General features: G+C 64.5%; 13 protein-coding genes. 6 read left to right on the top strand and 7 right to left on the bottom strand.

Features of this window, described 5'->3' with window-relative positions; all coding sequences use genetic code 11:
- Window positions 1–1,063 (top strand): ATP-binding cassette domain-containing protein (locus QZ213_RS09040; RefSeq protein ID WP_291685722.1); only part of this gene is annotated, 1,063 nt, incomplete at its 5' end.
- 103 nt (window positions 1,064–1,166) lie between these two features.
- Here QZ213_RS09040 and QZ213_RS09035 read toward each other — a convergent pair.
- From QZ213_RS09035 to QZ213_RS09025, 3 genes are all read right to left on the bottom strand, one after another.
- Window positions 1,167–2,363, bottom strand: a complete 1,197-nt coding sequence (locus tag QZ213_RS09035; protein ID WP_291685721.1) for an ABC transporter substrate-binding protein — start codon at window positions 2,361–2,363, stop codon at window positions 1,167–1,169.
- A gap of 114 nt (window positions 2,364–2,477) precedes the next feature.
- A complete protein-coding gene (locus QZ213_RS09030; protein WP_291685720.1) occupies window positions 2,478–5,645 on the bottom strand; it encodes a multidrug efflux RND transporter permease subunit in 3,168 nt (1,055 codons plus the stop codon).
- Entirely contained in the window at window positions 5,642–6,862 is a 1,221-nt protein-coding gene (locus tag QZ213_RS09025; protein ID WP_291685719.1) for an efflux RND transporter periplasmic adaptor subunit, read from the bottom strand. The genes QZ213_RS09030 and QZ213_RS09025 overlap by 4 nt, the downstream gene beginning before the upstream one ends.
- 453 nt (window positions 6,863–7,315) lie before the next feature.
- On the opposite strand from QZ213_RS09025, the gene QZ213_RS09020 reads away from it, so the two are divergent.
- From QZ213_RS09020 to QZ213_RS09005, 4 genes are all read left to right on the top strand, one after another.
- Window positions 7,316–9,097 (top strand): acyl-CoA dehydrogenase family protein, encoded by a 1,782-nt coding sequence (locus QZ213_RS09020; protein ID WP_291685718.1) that lies wholly within the window; start codon window positions 7,316–7,318, stop codon window positions 9,095–9,097.
- Between the two features lie 209 nt (window positions 9,098–9,306).
- Window positions 9,307–10,461 (top strand): iron-containing alcohol dehydrogenase, encoded by a 1,155-nt coding sequence (locus tag QZ213_RS09015; protein WP_291685717.1) that lies wholly within the window; start codon window positions 9,307–9,309, stop codon window positions 10,459–10,461.
- 16 nt (window positions 10,462–10,477) lie between these two features.
- The gene (locus tag QZ213_RS09010; RefSeq protein ID WP_291685716.1) at window positions 10,478–12,028 is read left to right on the top strand and encodes an AMP-binding protein; all 1,551 of its coding nucleotides are present in this window, start codon (window positions 10,478–10,480) and stop codon (window positions 12,026–12,028) included.
- A gap of 162 nt (window positions 12,029–12,190) precedes the next feature.
- Complete coding sequence (locus QZ213_RS09005) at window positions 12,191–13,363, top strand: acetyl-CoA C-acyltransferase (RefSeq protein WP_291685715.1); 1,173 nt, start codon at window positions 12,191–12,193, stop codon at window positions 13,361–13,363.
- Window positions 13,364–13,454: 91 nt separating this feature from the next.
- Here the strand turns inward: QZ213_RS09005 and QZ213_RS09000 are convergent, their stop codons facing one another.
- Window positions 13,455–15,140, bottom strand: a complete 1,686-nt coding sequence (locus QZ213_RS09000) for a methyl-accepting chemotaxis protein (RefSeq protein WP_291685714.1) — start codon at window positions 15,138–15,140, stop codon at window positions 13,455–13,457.
- Window positions 15,141–15,640: 500 nt separating this feature from the next.
- On the opposite strand from QZ213_RS09000, the gene QZ213_RS08995 reads away from it, so the two are divergent.
- On the top strand, window positions 15,641–16,471 hold the full coding sequence (locus tag QZ213_RS08995; protein ID WP_291685723.1) for a sulfite exporter TauE/SafE family protein: 831 nt from the start codon (window positions 15,641–15,643) through the stop codon (window positions 16,469–16,471).
- 103 nt (window positions 16,472–16,574) lie between these two features.
- Here the strand turns inward: QZ213_RS08995 and QZ213_RS08990 are convergent, their stop codons facing one another.
- The 3 genes from QZ213_RS08990 to QZ213_RS08980 form a co-directional block, all read right to left on the bottom strand.
- Entirely contained in the window at window positions 16,575–17,261 is a 687-nt protein-coding gene (locus QZ213_RS08990) for a spermidine synthase (protein WP_291685713.1), read from the bottom strand.
- Between the two features lie 41 nt (window positions 17,262–17,302).
- Window positions 17,303–18,718 carry a hypothetical protein gene (locus QZ213_RS08985; protein ID WP_291685712.1) on the bottom strand — a complete coding sequence of 472 codons (1,416 nt, stop codon included), beginning with the start codon at window positions 18,716–18,718 and terminating at the stop codon, window positions 17,303–17,305.
- Window positions 18,719–18,847: 129 nt separating this feature from the next.
- Window positions 18,848–19,450 (bottom strand): SDR family oxidoreductase (locus tag QZ213_RS08980; protein ID WP_291685711.1); only part of this gene is annotated, 603 nt, incomplete at its 5' end.

Genomic DNA, 19,450 nt, shown 5'->3' with positions numbered 1-19,450 from the left:
GCAATGGGCAAGCGTGCGATCCTCGCAACGCGCTGCCGGGCGCCTGCTGGGGACAGCGCTGGCCTCGGTGGTGCCGCTGCAGGCCGAGCGCGCCTTCCCGGATATCCTGACCACCGCCTTTGCCTGTTTCAGCGACGCGGAAGCCGGGCGGCTTGCCCAGCGTCGCGCGCTGGCCATGCTCGACATGCTTGCCGGGCTTGCCGGCCCGCTGGCGGCGCTTAGCGTGCTGGTCGCGGCCTGGCACGCTGGCGAGCGCGGCAGCGCGCTTCTGGTTCCGGCTTTTCTAGGATTCGGCTGGCTCGCGCTGGGCGAGACCGCGCACAGCGTCTCGCGGATCGTGCTTGGAAGGGTGCGAGAGCGCGCCGCCCGCGAAGGGCTCAAGGACTGGTCGACGGCAACCGCACCGAAGACAACGCCAACGCCCTCGCCGGCGCTCCTGCAGAACCTGACGCTGAGGAACGTGCCGCGCCAGACGCCCGATGGCCGCCGCCTCGGCCAGCCGATCAATCTGAGTTTCCGCGCCGGCCATCCGACAGCCCTCGTCGGCGCCAGTGGCACGGGAAAGACGACCTTGCTCAAACAGATCGCCGGCTGGATCGGCACCGACAACAACGGCCAGTTTGTCGGCGACGGGATCGTGATGCTCGGCGCCTATCGCCGCGCGGCGTCACATCTCTGCCTGCACGATGCCGCCATCCTGTCCGATACGGTTCGCGAAAATCTCTTCGCGCCGGGCGCCACTGAAGAAGAATGCTGGTTGGCGCTCGCCGCCGTGGAACTCGACGGACGTTTCGCCGATGGGCTCGATGGCTGGATCAGCCAGGACATGTTGTCGCTCGGCGAAGCGCAGCGGCTGAATCTCGCCCGCGCGCTGCTCAACGATGCTCCGCTCGTTCTGCTCGACGAGCCGGTCGAACATCTGGATTTCGACCAGGCTGCGCGGATCTTGAAGCGGGTGCTGTCGCAACTGGCGAACAGAGTAGTCATCTATTCCAGCCACTCCGAATACGCATTGCCCGGCACCGTCAGCATCCCGATCGGCACCGATCGGGAAATCGCCTGACGAGAATCGAGCCGCTGATTCTTGAAGCTGCACCGCGCCGTCTCCGCAGAGAGGGCGCGGCGATTCAAGTCGGGGAAACAGCCGAAACCGCTGACCGCCGCGATCACTTCGTCAGCGGGCAGCCTGAGTCCTTGGCGGAGGGGAACGCCTTGTCGCCGGGCACCACCGCGAGCTGCTTGTAGTAATCCCAGGGCTTCTTCGATTCCGACGGCTTCTTGACCTCGAACAGATAGAGGTCGTGCACCATGCGGCCGTTGGGCAGAACCTTCCCGCCCTGCGCGAACATATCGTCGACCGGCAGTTCCTTCAGCTTCGCGGCGACCGCTTCGGTGTCCTTGGTATTGGCGGCCTTGACCGCCTTGAGGTATTGCAGCGTCGCCGAATAGGTGCCGGCCTGGATCATGTTCGGCATCCGGCCGGTGCGGGCGAAGAAGCGATTGGCGAACTCGCGGCTCTTGTCGTCGCGGTCCCAGTAATAGCCTTCGGTCAGCACCAGCCCCTGGGCTGCTTCAAGGCCGAGGCCGTGGACTTCGGCGAGCGTCAGCAGCAGGCCGGCAAGTTTCTGGCCACCCTTGACGATGCCGAATTCAGCCGCCTGCTTGATCGAGTTGGTGGTGTCGAGGCCGGCATTGGCGAGCCCGATGATCTTCGCTTTCGAGCTTTGCGCCTGCAGCAGGAAGGACGAAAAATCCGACGAGTTCAGGGGAATGCGGACCGAGCCCAGCACCTTGCCGCCCTTTTCCTTGACCAGATCGCCGGTGTCCTTTTCCAGCGCATAGCCGAAGGCATAGTCGGCGGTCATGAAGAACCAGGTGTCGCCGCCGGCTTCGACCAGCGCGCCGCCGGTGCCGACCGCGAGCGCATGGGTATCGTAGGCCCAGTGGAAGCCGTAGGGCTGGCAGGCGTCGCCGGTCAGGCGCGAGGTCGCCGCGCCCACCACGATGTCGATCTTCTTCATCTGCTTCGACAGGTCGTGAATCGCGAGCGCGACCGACGACGTCGTCAGCTCGGTGATCATGTCGACGCCCTCGACCTCGTACCAGCGCCGCGCGATGGCGGTGGCGAGATCCGGCTTGTTCTGGTGGTCGGCGGAGATCACCTCGATCTTCTGGCCGAGCACGCTGCCGCCGAAATCCTCGACTGCCATCTTGGCCGCCTCGAACGACCATTTGCCGCCGTAATCGGCATAGACGCCGGACTGATCGTTCAGGATTCCGATCTTGACGCCCTGCGCCGACGCCGGCGCGGCTAGCAACAGGCCGGATATCGCAACGGCCGCCGACAACAATCCCGACTTCATAATACGTCTCTCCCCCAGGTTCCGGTTCCGGACATGATATTTAATAACCCTGCGCCTGCCCATCTATTTCGCATTGGCAAAACGGCGTAGGCGCGGCGCGAAAAGGGGCGACGCTTAGGGTCCGCTCGGCTCCCTGGCGGGAACCTTCCGGCGCGAGCCGTCGGCCAGGTTGCGGACGATGATGTAGAAGATCGGCGTGAAGATCAGCCCGAACACGGTCACGCCCAACATGCCGAAGAACACGGCGACGCCGACCGCCTGGCGCATTTCCGAGCCAGAGCCGGTCGAAACCACCAGCGGCAGCACCCCCAAAATGAACGCAAACGAGGTCATCAGGATCGGACGCAGCCGCAGGCGGCAGGCCTCGATGACGGCGTCCAGGCGCGCCTTTCCCTCCAGTTCGATGTCGCGGGCAAACTCCACGATCAGGATGGCGTTCTTGGCGGCCAATCCCACCAAGACGACAAAGCCGATCTGGGTCAGGATGTTGACATCCTGTCCCATGATCCGCACGCCGATGGTCGCGGCCAGCAGGCACATCGGCACGATCAGGATGACGGCAAACGGCAGGCTCCAGCTGCCATATTGCGCCGCCAGCACCAGGAACACGAACAGCACGCAGATCGGGAACACCAGCAGGCCGGTATTTCCGCCGGTGACCTGCTGGTAGGACAGATCCGTCCATTCATAGGAGAATCCGCTCGGCAACGTCTCCTGCGCCAGCTTCTTCATGGTGTTGATGGCGGTCGCCGAACTCGTACCGGGCAGCGTATCGCCTTGCAGCTCGGACGACGGATAGAGGTTGTAGCGCGCGACGCGATCGGGCCCGGAAATATCCTTGAAGTCCACGACGCTGCCGAGCTGCACCATGTCGCCGGCGGCGTTGCGGGTGCGCAGCCGTGCGAGATCGGCGCTCTCTTTCCGGAACGGCAGATCGGCCTGCGCGGTGACGTGGTAGGTGCGGCCGAACAGGTTGAAGTCGTTGACATAGGCCGAGCCGAAATAGGTCTCGATCGTCTCGGTGATGTTCGCGATCGGCACGCCGAGTTTCTGCGCCTTGACGCGATCGATATCGACGAACACCTGCGGCGTATTGGCGGTATAGGGCGAAAACACCGCGGTCAGTCCCGGCGCCTTGCGGGCCGCCGCGACCAGTTCGTCGGTCGCCGCCGCGAGCAGGTCGCTGCCCCGGCCCTGACGGTCCTGAATGCGCATGGTGAAGCCACCCCCGGTGCCTATCCCGGGGACGGCTGGCGGCGGAATGACGATAATGAACGCGTCCTCGATACCCGCCAGCCGCTTGCGCAACTCCGCGGTGATGGAATTGGCCGTAAGTCGTTTCCTGGCCCGGACCTCGGGTTCGTCGAACACCGGAAACAGCGCCGCGGAGTTGCCGGCCTGCGTGCGCGTCGCACCCGACAGGCCTGCAAGCGCCGGCACGCGAACGACGCCCGGCGTGTCCAGCGCGATATTTTCGATCCTGCGAACCACTTCGGTCGTGCGCGCCAGCGAGGCCGCCCCGGGCAATTGCACGGCGACGATGACATAGCCGCGGTCCTGCGCGGGGATGAAGCCCTGCGGCGTGGTAAAGAGCAGCCAGCCGGCGCTGCCGATCAGCACGGCGTAAACCAGCAGCATCGCCACCGAGTGCCGGATCACAAATCCTGCCGCCGCGGCATAACCATGGGACAGCCGGCCAAAGCCGCGGTTGAAGAAGCCGGTAAAGGCGGCCCAGCCGCGCGCGATGAAATTCCAGCTCGCCGGCGGCCGCTTCTCGTCGTGGGGCTGCAGGATCTGCGAGGCGAGCGCGGGCGAAAGTGTCAGCGAACAGAAAAGCGAGATTGCCGTCGCCACCGCGATAGTGACGGCGAACTGCTGAAAGAACTGGCCGGAAATGCCGCCGAGGAACGCGGTCGGCACGAACACCGCGCAGAGCACCAGCGCGATCGAGACCAGCGCGCCGCCAACTTCCTCCATCGTCCTGAGTGCCGCATCGCGCCGGCTCATGCCGTGTTCAAGATGCCGCTCGACGTTTTCGACCACGACGATCGCGTCATCGACCACGATGCCGACCGCGAGCACAAGGCCGAACAGGGTCAGATTGTTGATCGAAAATCCCAGCGCCGCCATCACCGCGAAGGTGCCGACCAGCGACACCGGTATCGCCACGATCGGAATGATCGCGGGACGCCAGCCCTGCAGGAACACCAGCACGACGACGACGACGAGAGCCATTGCCTCGTAGATCGTCTTGACCAGTTCGCTCACAGACTGTGCAATGAATTCGGTCGGATTGTAGCCGATGTTGTAGTCGAGCCCGTTTGGAAATTCGGATTTGAGCCTCACCATGGTTTCGGAAATGCGCTTGGCGGTGGCGAGCGCGTTCGAGCCGGGGCGCTGGAACACGAGAAGTGCGACCGCAGACTTCCTGAGCAGGAAGCCGTTGGTGGAGAAATCCAGCGCACCCAGTTCAATTCTGGCCACATCGCGCAGTCGCACCGTGCGGCCATCGGCGCCGGCCTTGATGACGATGTCTTCGAACTGTCCGGGCTCCTTGAGACGGCCTGAAAAGGTGAGGTTCGGCTGGAACGCCCGATCCTCGATCGGCGGTGCGGCGAGCTGGCCGCCGGTGATCTGCAGGTTCTGGGCCCTGATCGCCGCCAGCACGTCGCCCGCGGTCATCCCGAGATTGGCGATCTTGTCGGGCTCGAGCCACAGCCGCATCGAATAGTCGCGCGCGCCGAAAATCTGGATATCGCCGACCCCGTCCAGCCTGAGCAACTGGTCGCGGACCTGCAGCAGCGCATAATTGGAAATATAGGTCTGGTCGAACGTATCGTCCGGCGACAGCATGAACACGACCATCATCAGGTCCGGGCTGTTCTTGCGGGTGACGACGCCGTTGCGCTGCACCTCTTCGGGCAGGCGGGGCTGCGCGATCGCGACGCGGTTCTGAACCAGCACCTGGGCCTTGTCGAGATCGGTGCCGAGCTTGAAGGTCACCGTGATATTCAGCTGGCCGTTGGAGGTCGCCTGGCTGTAGAGATACAGCATGTCGTCCACGCCGTTGATTTCCTGCTCGATCGGAGCGGCGACCGTATCGGAGACGGTTTGCGCGGAAGCTCCGGGATATTGCGTGGTGACGACGACGGTGGGCGGCACCACTTGCGGATATTCGGAGATCGGCAGCGTGGTGTAGGCGATCGCGCCGACGATCAGCAGCACGATGGACAGCACCATCGCCAGGATGGGCTGATTGATGGAAAGCCGGCCCAGATTCATGTCTTGCCACCGGCCGGCGCTTGCGCCGGATGCGGGCTCACCTTGGCGCCGACGCGGGCGCGCTGCAAGCCATCGACGATCACGCGATCTTCCGCCTTCAGGCCCTCGCGGATCACCCGCAGGCCTTCGTCGAGCGGCCCGAGGACGACCGGCTTCGCCTCCACGGTGTCGTCGTCCTTGACCACGAAGACGATCTTGCGCGACTGATCGGTGGCGATGGCCGTATCCGGCAACAGCAATGCCTCGTAGGGCGCGCTGCCGATCAGCCGCACGCGGCCGAACTGACCCGGCAGGATCGAGAAATCCCTGTTCGGGATCACCGCGCGGCTGCGCAGGGTGCCGGTCGAGACATCCAGCCGGTTGTCGAGGAAATCCATCCTGCCGTCATGCGAGGGCTTGGTTTCGCCGGTCAACGTCACCTGGACCGGATTCGGATTCTCGCGCGAACTCGGCCGCTTTCCTTCGAAATAGAGCCGGTTGTATTTGAGGTAGGTCGCCTCATCCATGTCGAAATAGACATAGATCGGATCGAGCGAGACGATCGAGGTGAGCAGTGTTGCGTTGCCGCTGTTGTCGCTGCCTGACACGAGATTGCCGACGCTGACGAGGTGGCGGCTCACGCGACCGCCGATCGGGGCGATGACGTGGCTGAACTCGATATTGAGCTGGGCCGCCTTGAGCAGGCCCTCGGCCTGCATTTCCGCGGCTTTCGCGGCCTGCAGGGCCTGGCGGCGCTGATCGACAATGGAGTCGGAGACCGCCTGGGTCTGATTCAATGTCAGCGCGCGATCGAGTTCGCGCTTGGCGAGTTCGGCCCTGGCGCGCGCATCCGAAACCTGGCCGTCCGCCTGCTCGGCCACGGCTTCGAACGGGCGGGAGTCGATGACATAGAGCAGGTCGCCGGTATTGACGAAGGCGCCGTCGCGGAATTCCACGCTGGTGACGAAGCCGCCGACGCGGGCGCGGACCTGAACCTCTTCCACCGCATCGAACCGTCCGGTGAATTCGTCCCAATCGGTGACGGTGCGTTTGGTCGGCTGCGCGACCGTGACCGGCGGCGCCGCGCTTGCCGCCTGCGGAGGCGGCTTGTCGCCGCAGCCGGACAAGGAGACTGCAAGCAGGACGACGAGCGGTCCCACAACGCGAAATGAACGGAGACTGGAACCTGCAGCATCGCGAGCCAAACGCCCCGATCTCTCAGTCGCTCGCACTTCCATCACCCCTGCACTTCCTGCGCCGAAGATCCTGCTGCCATAATCGTGCCGGCGGGATCGTGATGAGATTGAGTGCCCAGTCTGTGCAAGAACCGGGCGATATCAAGCAATTTTGTCGTGCCGCGCTGACGATGATCGTGCGTGCAGACAATTTACCGGATCGCGGCATTGATATCGCGCCGCGCATCCAACCAGAACTGGCCTTCTGGCCGGGTCAGGCGCTTCCGAGTGTCGCGACTTTGGCCAAGAAGACGCCAGGAAGGCATGACAGCGGAATTGTCCCATTTCGAAGCAAAAGCTGCGAAACCATCGCAGTTTCGCGGCGTCCCAAGTCAGCGAAAATGCCGCAGCGGTACCGGCCAGACCACCAGGCAATTCGCTCTCGACCCCGCGCCATGAGGCGGGCATTATCGCGGAGATCCCTCCGGCCGAACGATCCGTCAAACGAGGTCAGACATGCACGCGCCTCCCTCTCACAAATCGTTCGCCGGAGCCGAGGCGCAGGGCCGCGGCCCCGATCGCATCGCGCCGGATTGCGCGGGTCAGAATTTTTATGAGATTGATCGGGGCTTGCGCGATCTGCTCCGGCTGTACCTGCAGCCGGACGATTACCGGCGGCTGGAGCCGCATTTCCGTCGCCTGGGGGAACTGGCGGGCGGGCGACTGGACGAACTCGCCCGGACCGCCGACAAGCATCCGCCGGTGCTCAATGCCAGGGATCGCTTCGGCCGCGACGAGGACTGGATCGACTACCATTCGTCCTATCGCGAAATGGAGAGCATCGCATTCGCTGATTTCCAGTTTCACGCCATGAGCCATCGCGGCGGCGCGCTCGGCATGGACCGGCCGTTGCCCGCGGTCGCCAAATATGCGCTGCAATATCTGTTCGTGCAGGCCGAGTTCGGACTGATGTGTCCGATCAGCGTCACCGATACCTCGATCCACCTGATCCGCAAATTCGCCAGCGCCGAGCTTAAGGACTACCTGCTGCCGAAAATGCTGTCGGCCGACCCGGCCGCGCAGTGGAAGGGTACGCAGTTCATGACCGAACGTTCCGGCGGTTCCGACGTCGGCGCGATCGAAACAATGGCGCGCTGCGAGGAAGGGGTGTGGCGGCTCTACGGCGATAAATGGTTTTGCTCGCACGCCGACGCCGACGTCGCGCTGCTGCTGGCACGCCCGGAAGGCGCGGCTGCCGGCACCAAGGGGCTCGCGCTATTCGCCCTGCCGCGCCGGCTGAAGGACGGCCGCCGCAACGCCTACCGCATCGTACGCCTCAAGGACAAGCTGGGCACCCGCTCGATGGCATCAGGCGAGATCCTGCTGGAGGGCGCCGTCGCCTACCTGGTCGGCGATGCCGACCGCGGCCTGAAGCAGATGATGGAGCAGGTCAACCTGTCGCGGCTTTCGCACGGCGTGCGCGCGGCCGCCATGATGCGGCGCTGCGTCAACGAGGCGATGGTTTGCGCGCGCAGCCGAACGGCCTTCGGCAAGACCATCATCGAATATCCCCTGCTTCGCCGTCAGCTCCTGAAGATCGCAATCCCTTCGGAACAGTCGCTTTCGATGTTCCTGTTTGCGGCCAGCGCGATGGACCGCGCCAATGCCGGCTCGAAGGAAGCGGAGAGCGCCTTGCGGATTCTCACGCCGCTTTTGAAATTCCGCGCCTGCCGCGACAACATTCCGGTGGCGACCGGCGCCATGGAAGTGCGCGGCGGCAATGGCTATATCGAGGAATGGGTGCATGCGCGGCTGATCCGGGACGCCCATATCGGCGTGCTCTGGGAGGGCACCAGCAACATCAACGCGCTCGACATCGTCACCCGCGCGGTCGGCAAGAGCCGCGCCCATCGGGCTCTGGGGACCGCGCTCACCAAATTGCTCGATAACGCCACGGCGGTGCCGGCGGCGTTCCGGGATCGCCTGCGCGCCGCGCTCGACCGCACGCTCAGCTTCGCCGAACGCGTCGCCGCCGAGCCTGCGCTGGAAGCGAACGCCCGGCAGGCGGCCTCCGGCCTCTATCACGTCACCAGCGCCATCCTGATGATGTGGGAAGCCTCCCGGCCGGGCTCGGACGCGCGCCGCGCGCTGTATGCGCGGCTGGTTCTCGAACATCGTCTGAGCGCCCGGGATCCGCTCGAGCCCTCCACCGGCGACTGGGAGCGCGGGGCGGCGGAAATCCTGTTCTCGGAGCGACAGGTTGTGATCGCGGACGTTGCGGGGCTGCTGGTTTCGTAAGCTGTCATTCCGGGACGCGCGCAAAGCGAGCGAACCCGGAATCTCGAGATTCCAGGTTCGACGCTGCGCGTCGCCCCGGAATGACGGCGCGTTTCGTTTTGGCAAGTCCACGGACGAGAGCTATTTTATTGTTCCCATCGGCGCGGCACCTCCGCTAAATTGCCCGCAACGTTGCAACAAGACAAAAATGTCCGGGGAGGACAATCGTCGTGCACAAGGGGCGTGTCGTCTTCGGCGCCATGGACGAGGTTGTGTTCGGCCGCCCGGCCGCCGACGCGGTCGCCGGGCAGATGGACCGCCTTCGTCTGGGCCGCGCCTTCCTGATGGTCAGCGGCACGCTCAACCGAACCACCGACGAGATCGAGAAGATCCGCAAAATGCTGGGGCCGCGTTGCGTCGGCACCTTCGATGCCATGCCGCCGCACACGCCGCGCGAGGCCGTCGTCGCCGCCGCCGAAGAGGCGCGCAGCGCAGGCGCCGATCTCATCGTCACTGTCGGCGGCGGCTCGATCACCGACGGCGCCAAGGCGGTACAGCTTTGTCTCGCCAATGACGTCCGCACCACCGACGACATCGATCGGATCCGCGCGATCAAGGGCGTCGCACCGCCGATGAAGGCGCCCGTAGTGCGCCAGATCAGCGTGCCGACGACGATCGCCGGCGGCGAGTTCAGCGCGATCGCCGGCGTCACCAATCTGCGCACCAGAACCAAGGAAATGGTGCGCCATGACCTCGTGATGCCGCGTGCGGCGATCCTCGATCCCGCCGTGACCGTGCACACACCGGAATGGCTGTGGCTTTCGACCGGCATCCGCGCCGTCGACCATTGCGTCGAGGGCCTGTGCTCGCGCGAAGCGCACCCCTTCGCCGACGCTCAGGCGCTGAAGGGCCTGTCGATGCTGGCGCAGGCGCTGCCGCGCGTGAAGGCGAACGCTGCCGATCTCGACGCCAGGATGGATTGCCAGATCGGCACCTGGCTCTCGATGGGACCGCTGTCGTCGGGCGTGCCGATGGGCGCCAGCCACGGCATCGGCTATGTGCTCGGCGCCGTCTACGACGTGCCGCACGGCTATACTTCCTGCGTGATGCTGCCGTCGGTGCTGCGCTGGAACAAACCGGACAATTCCGAGCGGCAGGCGCTGGTCGCAGCGGCGATGGGCAAGCCTGGCATGGACGCCGCCGACGTGCTGGACGATTTCATCCGCGTGCTCGGCATGCCGCGCAGCCTGCAGGAATTGCGGATCGACCCCGGGCATTTCGATCGCATCGCAGAACTGGCGATGGCGACGCCATGGGTACCGCGCAACCCGCGCAGGATCGATTCGCCGGCGCAGGTGCGCGAAATTCTTCTTCTGGCCGCATGAGGGAATGGGAGACAAAATGTATACCGGCAAGCATGCATATCTGCGTCCGCTGCAGCCCGCCTTCATCATGGCGGCTACCGGCGAAGCCGTGACCTATCGCGAACTGGAGGCACGCAGCAATCGCCTGGCGCATCTGTTGCGCAATCTCGGACTGAAGCGGCTCGACCACTATGCGATCTTCATGGAGAACAACGGCCGCTACCTCGAGGCCTGCGGCGCGGGCGAGCGCTCCGGACTTTATTTCACCTGCGTGAACTCATACCTGACGCCAGGCGAACTCGCCTACATCGTCAACAACAGCCGATCGCGGGTGCTCATCACCTCGATCGCAAAGCTCGACGTCGCCCGCGAGGCGCTCAAGGAATGCCCGAACGTCGAACTCTGCATCGTTGCAGATGGTCCCGGCGAGAATGAGCGGATCGTCGGCCTGCAGGAAGCCGCCGCCCGCCTGCCGAAAACGCCGATCCCGGACGAAACCGTCGGCACCGCCATGCTCTATTCATCCGGCACGACGGGACGGCCAAAGGGAATCCTGCGGCCGCTGCCCGAGCAGCCGCCGGTGCAGAACCTTCCGATCTTCGATTTCCTGCAGAAACTCTGGCAGTACCGCGAGGGCATGATCTATCTGTCCCCGGCGCCGCTGTATCATTCGGCGCCGCAGGCCGCCGTCAATCTCACGATCCGCGAGGGCGGCACCGTCATCATCATGGAGCACTTCGATCCCGAACGTTACCTCGAGCTGGTCGAGAAATGGGGCGTCACCCACAGCCAGCTGGTGCCGACGATGTTCTCACGCATGCTGAAACTGCCGGAGGAAATCCGAACGCGCTACGACCTGTCGTCGCTGGAAACTGCGATCCACGCCGCAGCACCCTGTCCGGCCGCGGTGAAGGAAGAAATGATAAAGTGGTGGGGACCGATCATCCACGAATATTACGGCGCCACCGAAGGCCTGGGCTTTACCGCCTGCAACAGCGAGCAATGGCTCGCCCACCGTGGCAGCGTCGGCAAGGTGCTGCTCGGCGACCTGCATATTCTCGACGAGAACATGAAAGCGTGCCCCATGGGCACGCCGGGCACGGTCTGGTTCAGGACCGCCACGCCGTTTGAATATTTCAACGATCCGGACAAGACCAGGGAGGCGCGCTCGCCGGATGGCAGCATGAGCACGGTCGGCGACGTCGGCTATGTCGATGACGACGGCTATCTCTATCTGACCGACCGCGCGACCTTCATGATCATCTCCGGCGGCGTCAACATCTACCCGCAGGAATGCGAGAACCTCTTGATCACCCATCCCAAGATCGCGGACGCGGCCGTGTTCGGCGTGCCCAACGCCGATCTCGGCGAGGAGGTAAAGGCGGTGGTGCAGCCGATGCCGGGCATCGAGCCCTGCGCCGCGCTCGCCGACGAGCTGATCGCCTTCTGCAGCCAGTCGCTGTCGCGCCAGAAGGTGCCGCGCTCGATCGACTTCGAGGATGAACTGCCGCGGCTGCCGACCGGCAAGCTCTACAAGCGGCTGTTGCGCGACCGCTACTGGGGCAACAAGAGCTCTCGGATCGTGTGAACGCGCAGGCTGATACCGCCGCCCAGCGCGGGTATCCCGCGAGCCGGAATTCCGCTCGCCGGAAGTCTGAACCGGCCGTATTTTCGTTGCTCCCGCGGGAATTATGTACGATTACAGCGTTTCGCGAGGCAGCATTGGCCAGCCCAAAGGGAGATCAAAAAAATGCGTGAAGCCGTCATTGTTTCTTACGCCCGTACCGGGCTGGCGAAATCCGGCCGCGGCGGGTTCAACATCACCGCGCCGATGTCGATGGCGGCTCATGCCATCAAGCACGCCGTCCAGCGCGCCGGCGTCGACAAGGAATATGTTGAGGATTGCTATCTCGGCAATTGCGCGCATGGCGCGCCCAATATCGGCCGCCAGGCCGCCCTGCTCGCCGGCCTGCCGAAGTCGACCGGCGGCGTCTCGGTGAACCGTTTCTGCTCCTCGGGATTGCAGACCATCGCGATGGCGGCCAACTCGATCCGCTCGGACGGCTCCGACTGCATCGTCGCCGGCGGCGTGGAGAGCATTTCGGTCCCCGGCGGCCCGCTGCCGAAGGAAGTGGTCGACCCGGAGCTGCTCAAGACCGCGCCCGACATTTTCATGGCGATGATCGACACCGCCGATATCGTCGCGGAACGCTACAAGGTCAGCCGCGAATACCAGGACGAGTACTCGCTGGAATCGCAGCGCCGCATGGCCGCCGCCCAGCAGGCCAACAAGTTCAAGGACGAAATCGTCCCGATGAAGACCAGGATGAAGGTCGTCGACAAGGCGACCAAGGCCGAGAGTATCGTCGACTATGTGGTCGACCGCGACGAGTGCAACCGTCCGGAGACGACCATGGAAGGCCTCGCCAAGCTCGAGCCGGTCAAGGGTCCCGGCAAATACATCACTGCCGGCAACGCCAGCCAGCTCTCGGACGGCGCGGCGGCCGTGGTGCTGATGGAAGCCAAGGACGCCGAAAAGCGCGGTCTCAATCCGCTTGGCCGCTTCGTCGCCTGGGCGGCGGCGGGCTGCGAGCCGGACGAGATGGGCATCGGCCCGGTCTACGCGGTGCCGAAACTCCTGAAGCGTCATGGCCTGAAGATCGACGATATCGATCTGTGGGAACTCAACGAGGCGTTTGCCAGCCAGTGCCTCTATTCCCGCGACCAGCTCGGCATCGATCCCGCGAAGTACAATGTCAACGGCGGCTCGATCGCGATCGGCCATCCCTTCGGGATGACCGGCGCGCGTCTGACCGGCCACATCCTGCAGGAAGGCCGCCGGCGCAAGGCGAAGTGGGGCGTGGTGACGATGTGCATCGGCGGCGGCCAGGGCGGCGCAGGCCTGTTCGAAATCTACAGCTGAGCTCCGGCTCGGCGCAAGCGGCACGGAAACGCGCCCTCGCCTCAAGAAAACAGCGCAGCGGAACCATCCGCCGCGCTGTTTTTTTATTCGATCATGCCGCGCGCACGGTATCCAGGAATGTCTCGACCTGGTTCTTCAGATGATCGCTTTCGTGCGCCAGCGAGCGCGCCGCCGTCAGCACTTCGCCGGACGCCGCACTGGTTTCGCTCGAACCGCGCTTGACCTCGGTCACTTCGGCGGCCACCTGCGTCGAGAGCTGCGCCGACTGCTGCACGTTGCGCGCGATCTCCTGCGTCGCCGCGCCCTGCTGTTCGACGGCCGCGGCGATCGCCGAGGACACTTCCGAAATCAGCGTGATGGTCGAACCGATTTCCCTGATGGCGGTAACGGTCTCCGCGGTTGCGGTCTGCATGTCGGCCACCTGGGCGTCGATTTCCGCAGTCGCCTTGGCGGTCTGGGTCGCCAGCGCCTTGACCTCGGATGCGACAACCGCGAAGCCGCGCCCCGCTTCGCCGGCGCGCGCGGCCTCGATGGTGGCATTGAGCGCGAGCAGATTGGTCTGCTCGGCCACTTCCGTGATCAGCTTGACGACGTCATTGATGCGGCCGGCGGCGAGCGAAAGCCTCGCGATGCTCTCGTCAGTTTTTTGCGCCTGGCTGACGGCCGTGGAGGCGATCCTGTTGGATTCATGGACCTGTCGGCCGATCTCGTTGACCGACGAGGTGATTTCTTCCGTCGCCGCCGCCACCGCCTGGATGTTGTCGGTTACCGCACGCGACGCCGAAGCGGCAGAATCGGACAATGACATCGTGGCATCCGACGTCTTCGTCATCGTCGTTGCCGATGCCTCGAGCTCGGTCGAAGCGGATGAAAGGGAATCGACCAGTTCGCCGATCATCGCCTCGAAATTGCCGGTAGCCGCGCTGACGCGTTGAGCGCGCGCCGCCTTGATCGCCTCTTCGGCCTTGGCCGCCTCATCCGACGCCTTCTTGGCGATCAGCGCCTCCTTGAAGATTTGGAGCGCCGTGGCGATCCGGCCGATCTCGGTGGCCTCGCCCTGGTGCGGAATCGCGACGGAGAGGTCGCCATCGGTCAATTGCCCCATCGGCTTCAGGATCGAGCCGATGCCGCGGCGGATGTCGCGGACCATGTAGATCGCCGCACCAAGCCCGAGCATGATCGCGCCGCCGAGAATGACGGCCATCAGGAGGATAGCACTCCCATAGGTTGCTTCTGCGCCTTGTCCGGCCGCTTCGGCGCCCTTGTCGTTGAGCTCCACGAGCTTGGCAAGCGTTGCGTCCATCGCACGGCCGGTCGGCACCACTTTCTTGGCGTTGATTTCCTTTGCCGCCGCGATGTCGCCTTTACTGGCGAGCGACTGCACTTCGGCTGACGCGCCGGCGAAGCTTTGCCACTGCTTGTCCAGTTCATCCGCGAGTTCGCGCTCGGCGGGCGAGGAGATCAACGGCCGGTAGGCCTGCGCGGCCTTTTCAAAGTCGGCCTTGCGCGCTACCAGGTTCTTGTCGACATCCGCGCGATCGGCATCCGCAACGATCAGGTGATCGCGCAGCACCGCGCGAAAGCGCGCGGACTGCACCCGCATCTCGCCGACCCATCGAACGCTCGGAAGCCATTGCGCCTGGATATCATGGGCCGCGGCATTGATGGCGCGCATCTGCATGAATGCAAATCCGCCGATGATGGCGATGACCAGAAACAGGAATGAAACGATCGCGAAAAGCTTCGCGCTGATGGAGAGCCTTGAAAATGCGTGCATGGTTCTGGCCTGGGCAGGAATGCTGGATTATCTTGATGTCTCGAGGTTGAGCTATATAGTCCGTTTACTTTTAACGTTTCGCTAAGCGAGCCCGTATTTATGCGTCGCGCCTGCGGCGTTCGAGCGCAGATCAATTCTGCCAACGCAGATCGAACCCCGCCATCCCGGCCACAGCTGGTAATGCGAGTCATTTGCGCTGCGTCTGGGCGCGCACGGCTTGAAATGCCGGGCGGAGAGGGGCACGCAAGCCGATCTGGAAGAATTTACCGCCGGCGGTTCCGACAGGCCGTGGCTTTCGCCGCTTGGCGGCTCAAAGGCAGGAATCCCTACCCGGGCCGGTTCAACGCAAGGATCCTTCTTTTTTCGGCCGCGCTATTGCCGTCATCGCGGGGATGATCCTACCTGATGAGGTGCCGCACGGTCGGGACGACCATGCGCCGCTGCACCCACGAGGGAAGCTTGGCGATGACCAGACGTGAGTGCAGGCCCGCGCGATGCCGGTGATCGATCCGCTCTACGTCACTTCGGGTTTCGGCGTTGGCCTTCTCGTCGGCATGACCGGTGTTGGCGGCGGCTCGCTGATGACGCCGCTGCTGATCCTGCTGTTCGGCATTCATCCCTCGACGGCGGTCGGCACCGATCTGCTCTACGCCGCCGCCACCAAGACCGGCGGCAGCGTCGTGCACAGCTGGGCGCGCAGCATCCACTGGCCCGCAGTGACCCGGCTCGCCAGCGGTAGCATTCCGGCCAGCATCCTGACACTGATCGTTCTGTGGCAGCTCCATCTCGACAGCGCTGCCGCACGCAGCCTGGTCAACGTCGTGCTTTCCTTTGCGCTGCTGCTGACGGCGGCATCGCTGATCTTCCGCAAGACCATCATGGATTCGCTGCGCTGGCGTATGGAGCGGCTCGACGACCGCACGATCGCGCGCGCGACCGTACTGGTTGGAGCCGCACTGGGCGTGCTGGTCTCGATTTCGTCGGTCGGCGCCGGCGCGGTGGGCGTGACCGCGCTGCTCCTGCTTTATCCGCAACTGCCGATGTCGCGCATCGTCGGTTCCGACATCGCGCACGCGGTGCCGTTGACGCTGATCGCGGGTATCGGGCACTGGGCGCTGGGCGCGATCGACTGGCATCTCATGGCCGTGCTGCTGATGGGCTCCCTGCCCGGCATTATCGTCGGCAGCTACTTCGCCACCCGCGTGCCGGAAATGGCGCTGCGGCTGATGCTGGCCGTGACGCTGATCGTGGTTGCCGGCAAGCTCGTCTCCAGCGAATGGCCCTGGACCGGTTCGATCGTCGCGGCGGTGGCGCAGAGCACCCGCCCCTGACCGGCAGGAGCACCGCGTCGATCACTTCTCCCTCTCCCCGCCCTTCGCGGGGCGACGTGACCAAACCGGCACCAATCCTCAATTAACTCAAAACCATCCTGCTCTAGCGTCCACCCTCCGGCTTGGTCGCGAACCAGATGACATGTCGTGCGCCGCTGCGCTTGGTCGTGGCGCGCACATTGACCTCGTTCACCTCGAAGCCAGCGTCGCGAAGCCGTTTTGCGAAGGCGGGGTGAGGCCCCGACGACCAGACGGCGAGCACGCCGCCCGGCCGCAGCGCCCGGCGCACGGCTTTCAACCCCTTCGCATCATAGAGCGCATCGTTGGCCTTGCGGATCAGGCCTTCCGGGCCGTTGTCGACATCTAGCAGGACGGCATCGAAGGCGGAAGCATGAGCTTGAATCACATCGGCGACATCAGCCTCGCGAATCTCCGTGCGCGGATCGTCCAGGCTGTCGCCGAAAACATCCGCCATCGGACCTCGCGCCCAGGCGATCACGGCGGGCACAAGTTCGGCCACCGTGATCCGGGCTTCAGGTCCGAGCACGGCGAGCGCGGCACGGAGCGTGAACCCCATCCCCAGTCCGCCGATCAGCAAATGTGGCCGCTTGACCGCCTCTAGCCGCCTGCAGGCGAGCGTGGCAAGCGCCTCCTCGGAGCCGCTGAGCCGGCTGTTCATCAGTTCGTTCGGACCGAGCATCATCGAGAATTCGGCACCCCTTCGCATCAGGCGAAGTTCGACCTCTGCGCCCGGCACGCGTGCCATATCAACCTGCAACCATGGAATCATGCGTTGCTTCTATAGCGTTTTGGCCCGGTGCAAAACGCCGATCACTTGTCGATCGGGCAACTGCCTGGACGGTCGCAAGCGGGGGGAGCGGCCCGGGTGGTGGCCGCGACCTCGACGGAGGGCGGGCCTTCGACCCCATTCACGACGGCCGTGACGCGCCAACGATAAGCGGATCGCTGTGACAAGTCCGAATCGGCGAAACCGGGGCTTGCGGTATCTCCCACCGCCTCGAACTGACCGTCGGCGCCGGCGCGCCAGACGCGATAGGTCGCGGCTCCCGCGAGCGGCGTCCACACCAAATCCGCTCCGTTATCGGAGGTGTCGACAACTGTCGCCGCCGTCGGCGCGGCGCCTGTTGCCGGCGCCGGAGCGGCGCCCGGCGTGCCGCGCGACGTCAACGCGTCGAGCATGGCCTTGATGGTCCTGATCTGCGATCCGGACTTGGTGACATAGCTGTCGTTCTGATCGACGTAGCCCCACAGATCCCAGCAGGCCAGCGGATTATACGGCAGATACCAGCTCACCGCGGTCTGCGGATAAAGCACGATCAGCCGATTGGTGTCCGCCCAGGCGTTGTAGCCGGTTTCGTCGATGAAACGCTGATCGATCTCGCCGGCATCCTGCAGGCACCCGTGCAGGGCGATATGCACTCGGCACGCCGCGCCGTCCTCGCATTCCCTGGGAACGAACAGGTAGCCGCTGTCGGCGAGGCTTAGCGGGCTTGGATCCCTGGGGTCGGTATAAATCGACTGGTCGAAGCGCTTGACCATTCCGCTCAGCTGGCCGCGGTTGGGCGCGTTCAGCGCCCCGTAAATATGCTGCAGGATGATTCCAGCCTGGTCATAGCCGCACGCGTCGATAAACGGGCTGGCCGTGACGTTGCAGTCATTGGGACCGCCGCTGTGAGGGTCCTTCGCAACCACCAATGAATGACCAGCCCCGATCGCAGCCTGGTAGTACAAATTGCCGCGGTTGGGCTCGCCGAGATAATGGCGATAAAACGCCACGGTCGCATCGGTGACCGATTCTGCGACCTTGTCGTCGTTATAGCCGTGGAAGACATATACTTTCTGCCGGCTCAGCCCTTGCAGGGAATCGATATCGCCGGAAGCCGATTTGGCGTCGGCCTTGCCGATGAATTTATTCAGGTCGGCAAGCGGCTTTCCGGACATGCACAGGCCGGTCGCGTTGATGAACGGAAGCGAGAACGCGTCGAAGGCGTCGTTGGCGTCAGCCTGCGCGCACCAGAACGGTCCGCCGGCGACAACGCCGACGCCCCGGATCACCGAAGACCAGGCGGTGCCGAACTGCACGGCCATGAACCCGCCGGAAGAGATGCCGGAGATCGAGCTTTGGCCGATGTCGGCGTTGTATCCGGATAAGGCGACACGCGGCTCAGCCGGTGCCGGACCGGCGGCAAACGCCGCGCAGCTCGCCGCGACGACTATTCGGCACAACCCTGCAACTTTCACAGGCACCCCCCGGACGGCGGGCCGCTGGTTTTTGGCGGCCTGTTACAATTGCCCGCTGAGGTAGTATGACCTGCGGCAGCCACGGCAGCCAATCACGGATTGGTGGCTGACAATTTAGCCGAGCATCTGCGTATCGCCGCAGATCGAGATCGCCTGCCCCGAGATCGTCCGGCCGCGCGGGCTGCACATGAACAGGATCTGATCGGCGATCTGCTCCGGCGTCACGTAATCCTTGATCGAGGTATAGGAGAACGCCGTCCGCTCCATCTCGGCGTAGGAAATGCCGCGCTGCTGCGCCTTGGCTTCCAGCACCCGGCGCTGGCGGTCGCCGGCGACGAGGCCGGGCAGGATCGCGTTGACGCGAATATTGTCCGGCCCGAGTTCGATCGACAGCGATTTTGTCAGTCCGACCACGCCCCATTTCGCCGCGGCATAGGACGTGCGCATCGCAAAGCCGAGCCGGCCGGCGGCGGATGAAATATTGACGATCGAGGCGTTCTTGCTCTGGCGCAAATGCGGCACCGCCAGCCTGACGCAGTTGAATTGCCCGGTCAGGCAAATCTCCAGGCAGCGGTCCCAGTCCTCCGGATTCATCTCCTCGACCTTGGAGGTCGGCCCGGCGATGCCGGCATTGTTGACGAGCACGTCGAGACCGCCGAGTTTTGCCAATGCCGCCGCGAAAAGGTTTGCGACTGCCTTGCGGTCGGAGACGTCGCA

The organism is Bradyrhizobium sp., from assembly GCF_017881085.1.
GTDB lineage: Bacteria > Pseudomonadota > Alphaproteobacteria > Rhizobiales > Xanthobacteraceae > Bradyrhizobium.
The sequence above is the reverse complement of the archived record's forward strand: the minus strand, read 5'-3'. Positions and strand labels throughout refer to the sequence as shown.

Bases quoted from the DNA above. Each gene is read 5' to 3' on its own strand.
- QZ213_RS09035 (WP_291685721.1), bottom strand. From the start codon at position 2,363: ATGAAGTCGGGATTGTTGTCGGCGGCCGTTGCGATATCCGGCCTGTTG.
- QZ213_RS09030 (WP_291685720.1), bottom strand. From the start codon at position 5,645: ATGAATCTGGGCCGGCTTTCCATCAATCAGCCCATCCTGGCGATGGTG.
- QZ213_RS09025 (WP_291685719.1), bottom strand. From the start codon at position 6,862: ATGGAAGTGCGAGCGACTGAGAGATCGGGGCGTTTGGCTCGCGATGCT.
- QZ213_RS09020 (WP_291685718.1), top strand. From the start codon at position 7,316: ATGCACGCGCCTCCCTCTCACAAATCGTTCGCCGGAGCCGAGGCGCAG.
- QZ213_RS09010 (WP_291685716.1), top strand. From the start codon at position 10,478: ATGTATACCGGCAAGCATGCATATCTGCGTCCGCTGCAGCCCGCCTTC.
- QZ213_RS09005 (WP_291685715.1), top strand. From the start codon at position 12,191: ATGCGTGAAGCCGTCATTGTTTCTTACGCCCGTACCGGGCTGGCGAAA.
- QZ213_RS09000 (WP_291685714.1), bottom strand. From the start codon at position 15,140: ATGCACGCATTTTCAAGGCTCTCCATCAGCGCGAAGCTTTTCGCGATC.
- QZ213_RS08990 (WP_291685713.1), bottom strand. From the start codon at position 17,261: ATGATTCCATGGTTGCAGGTTGATATGGCACGCGTGCCGGGCGCAGAG.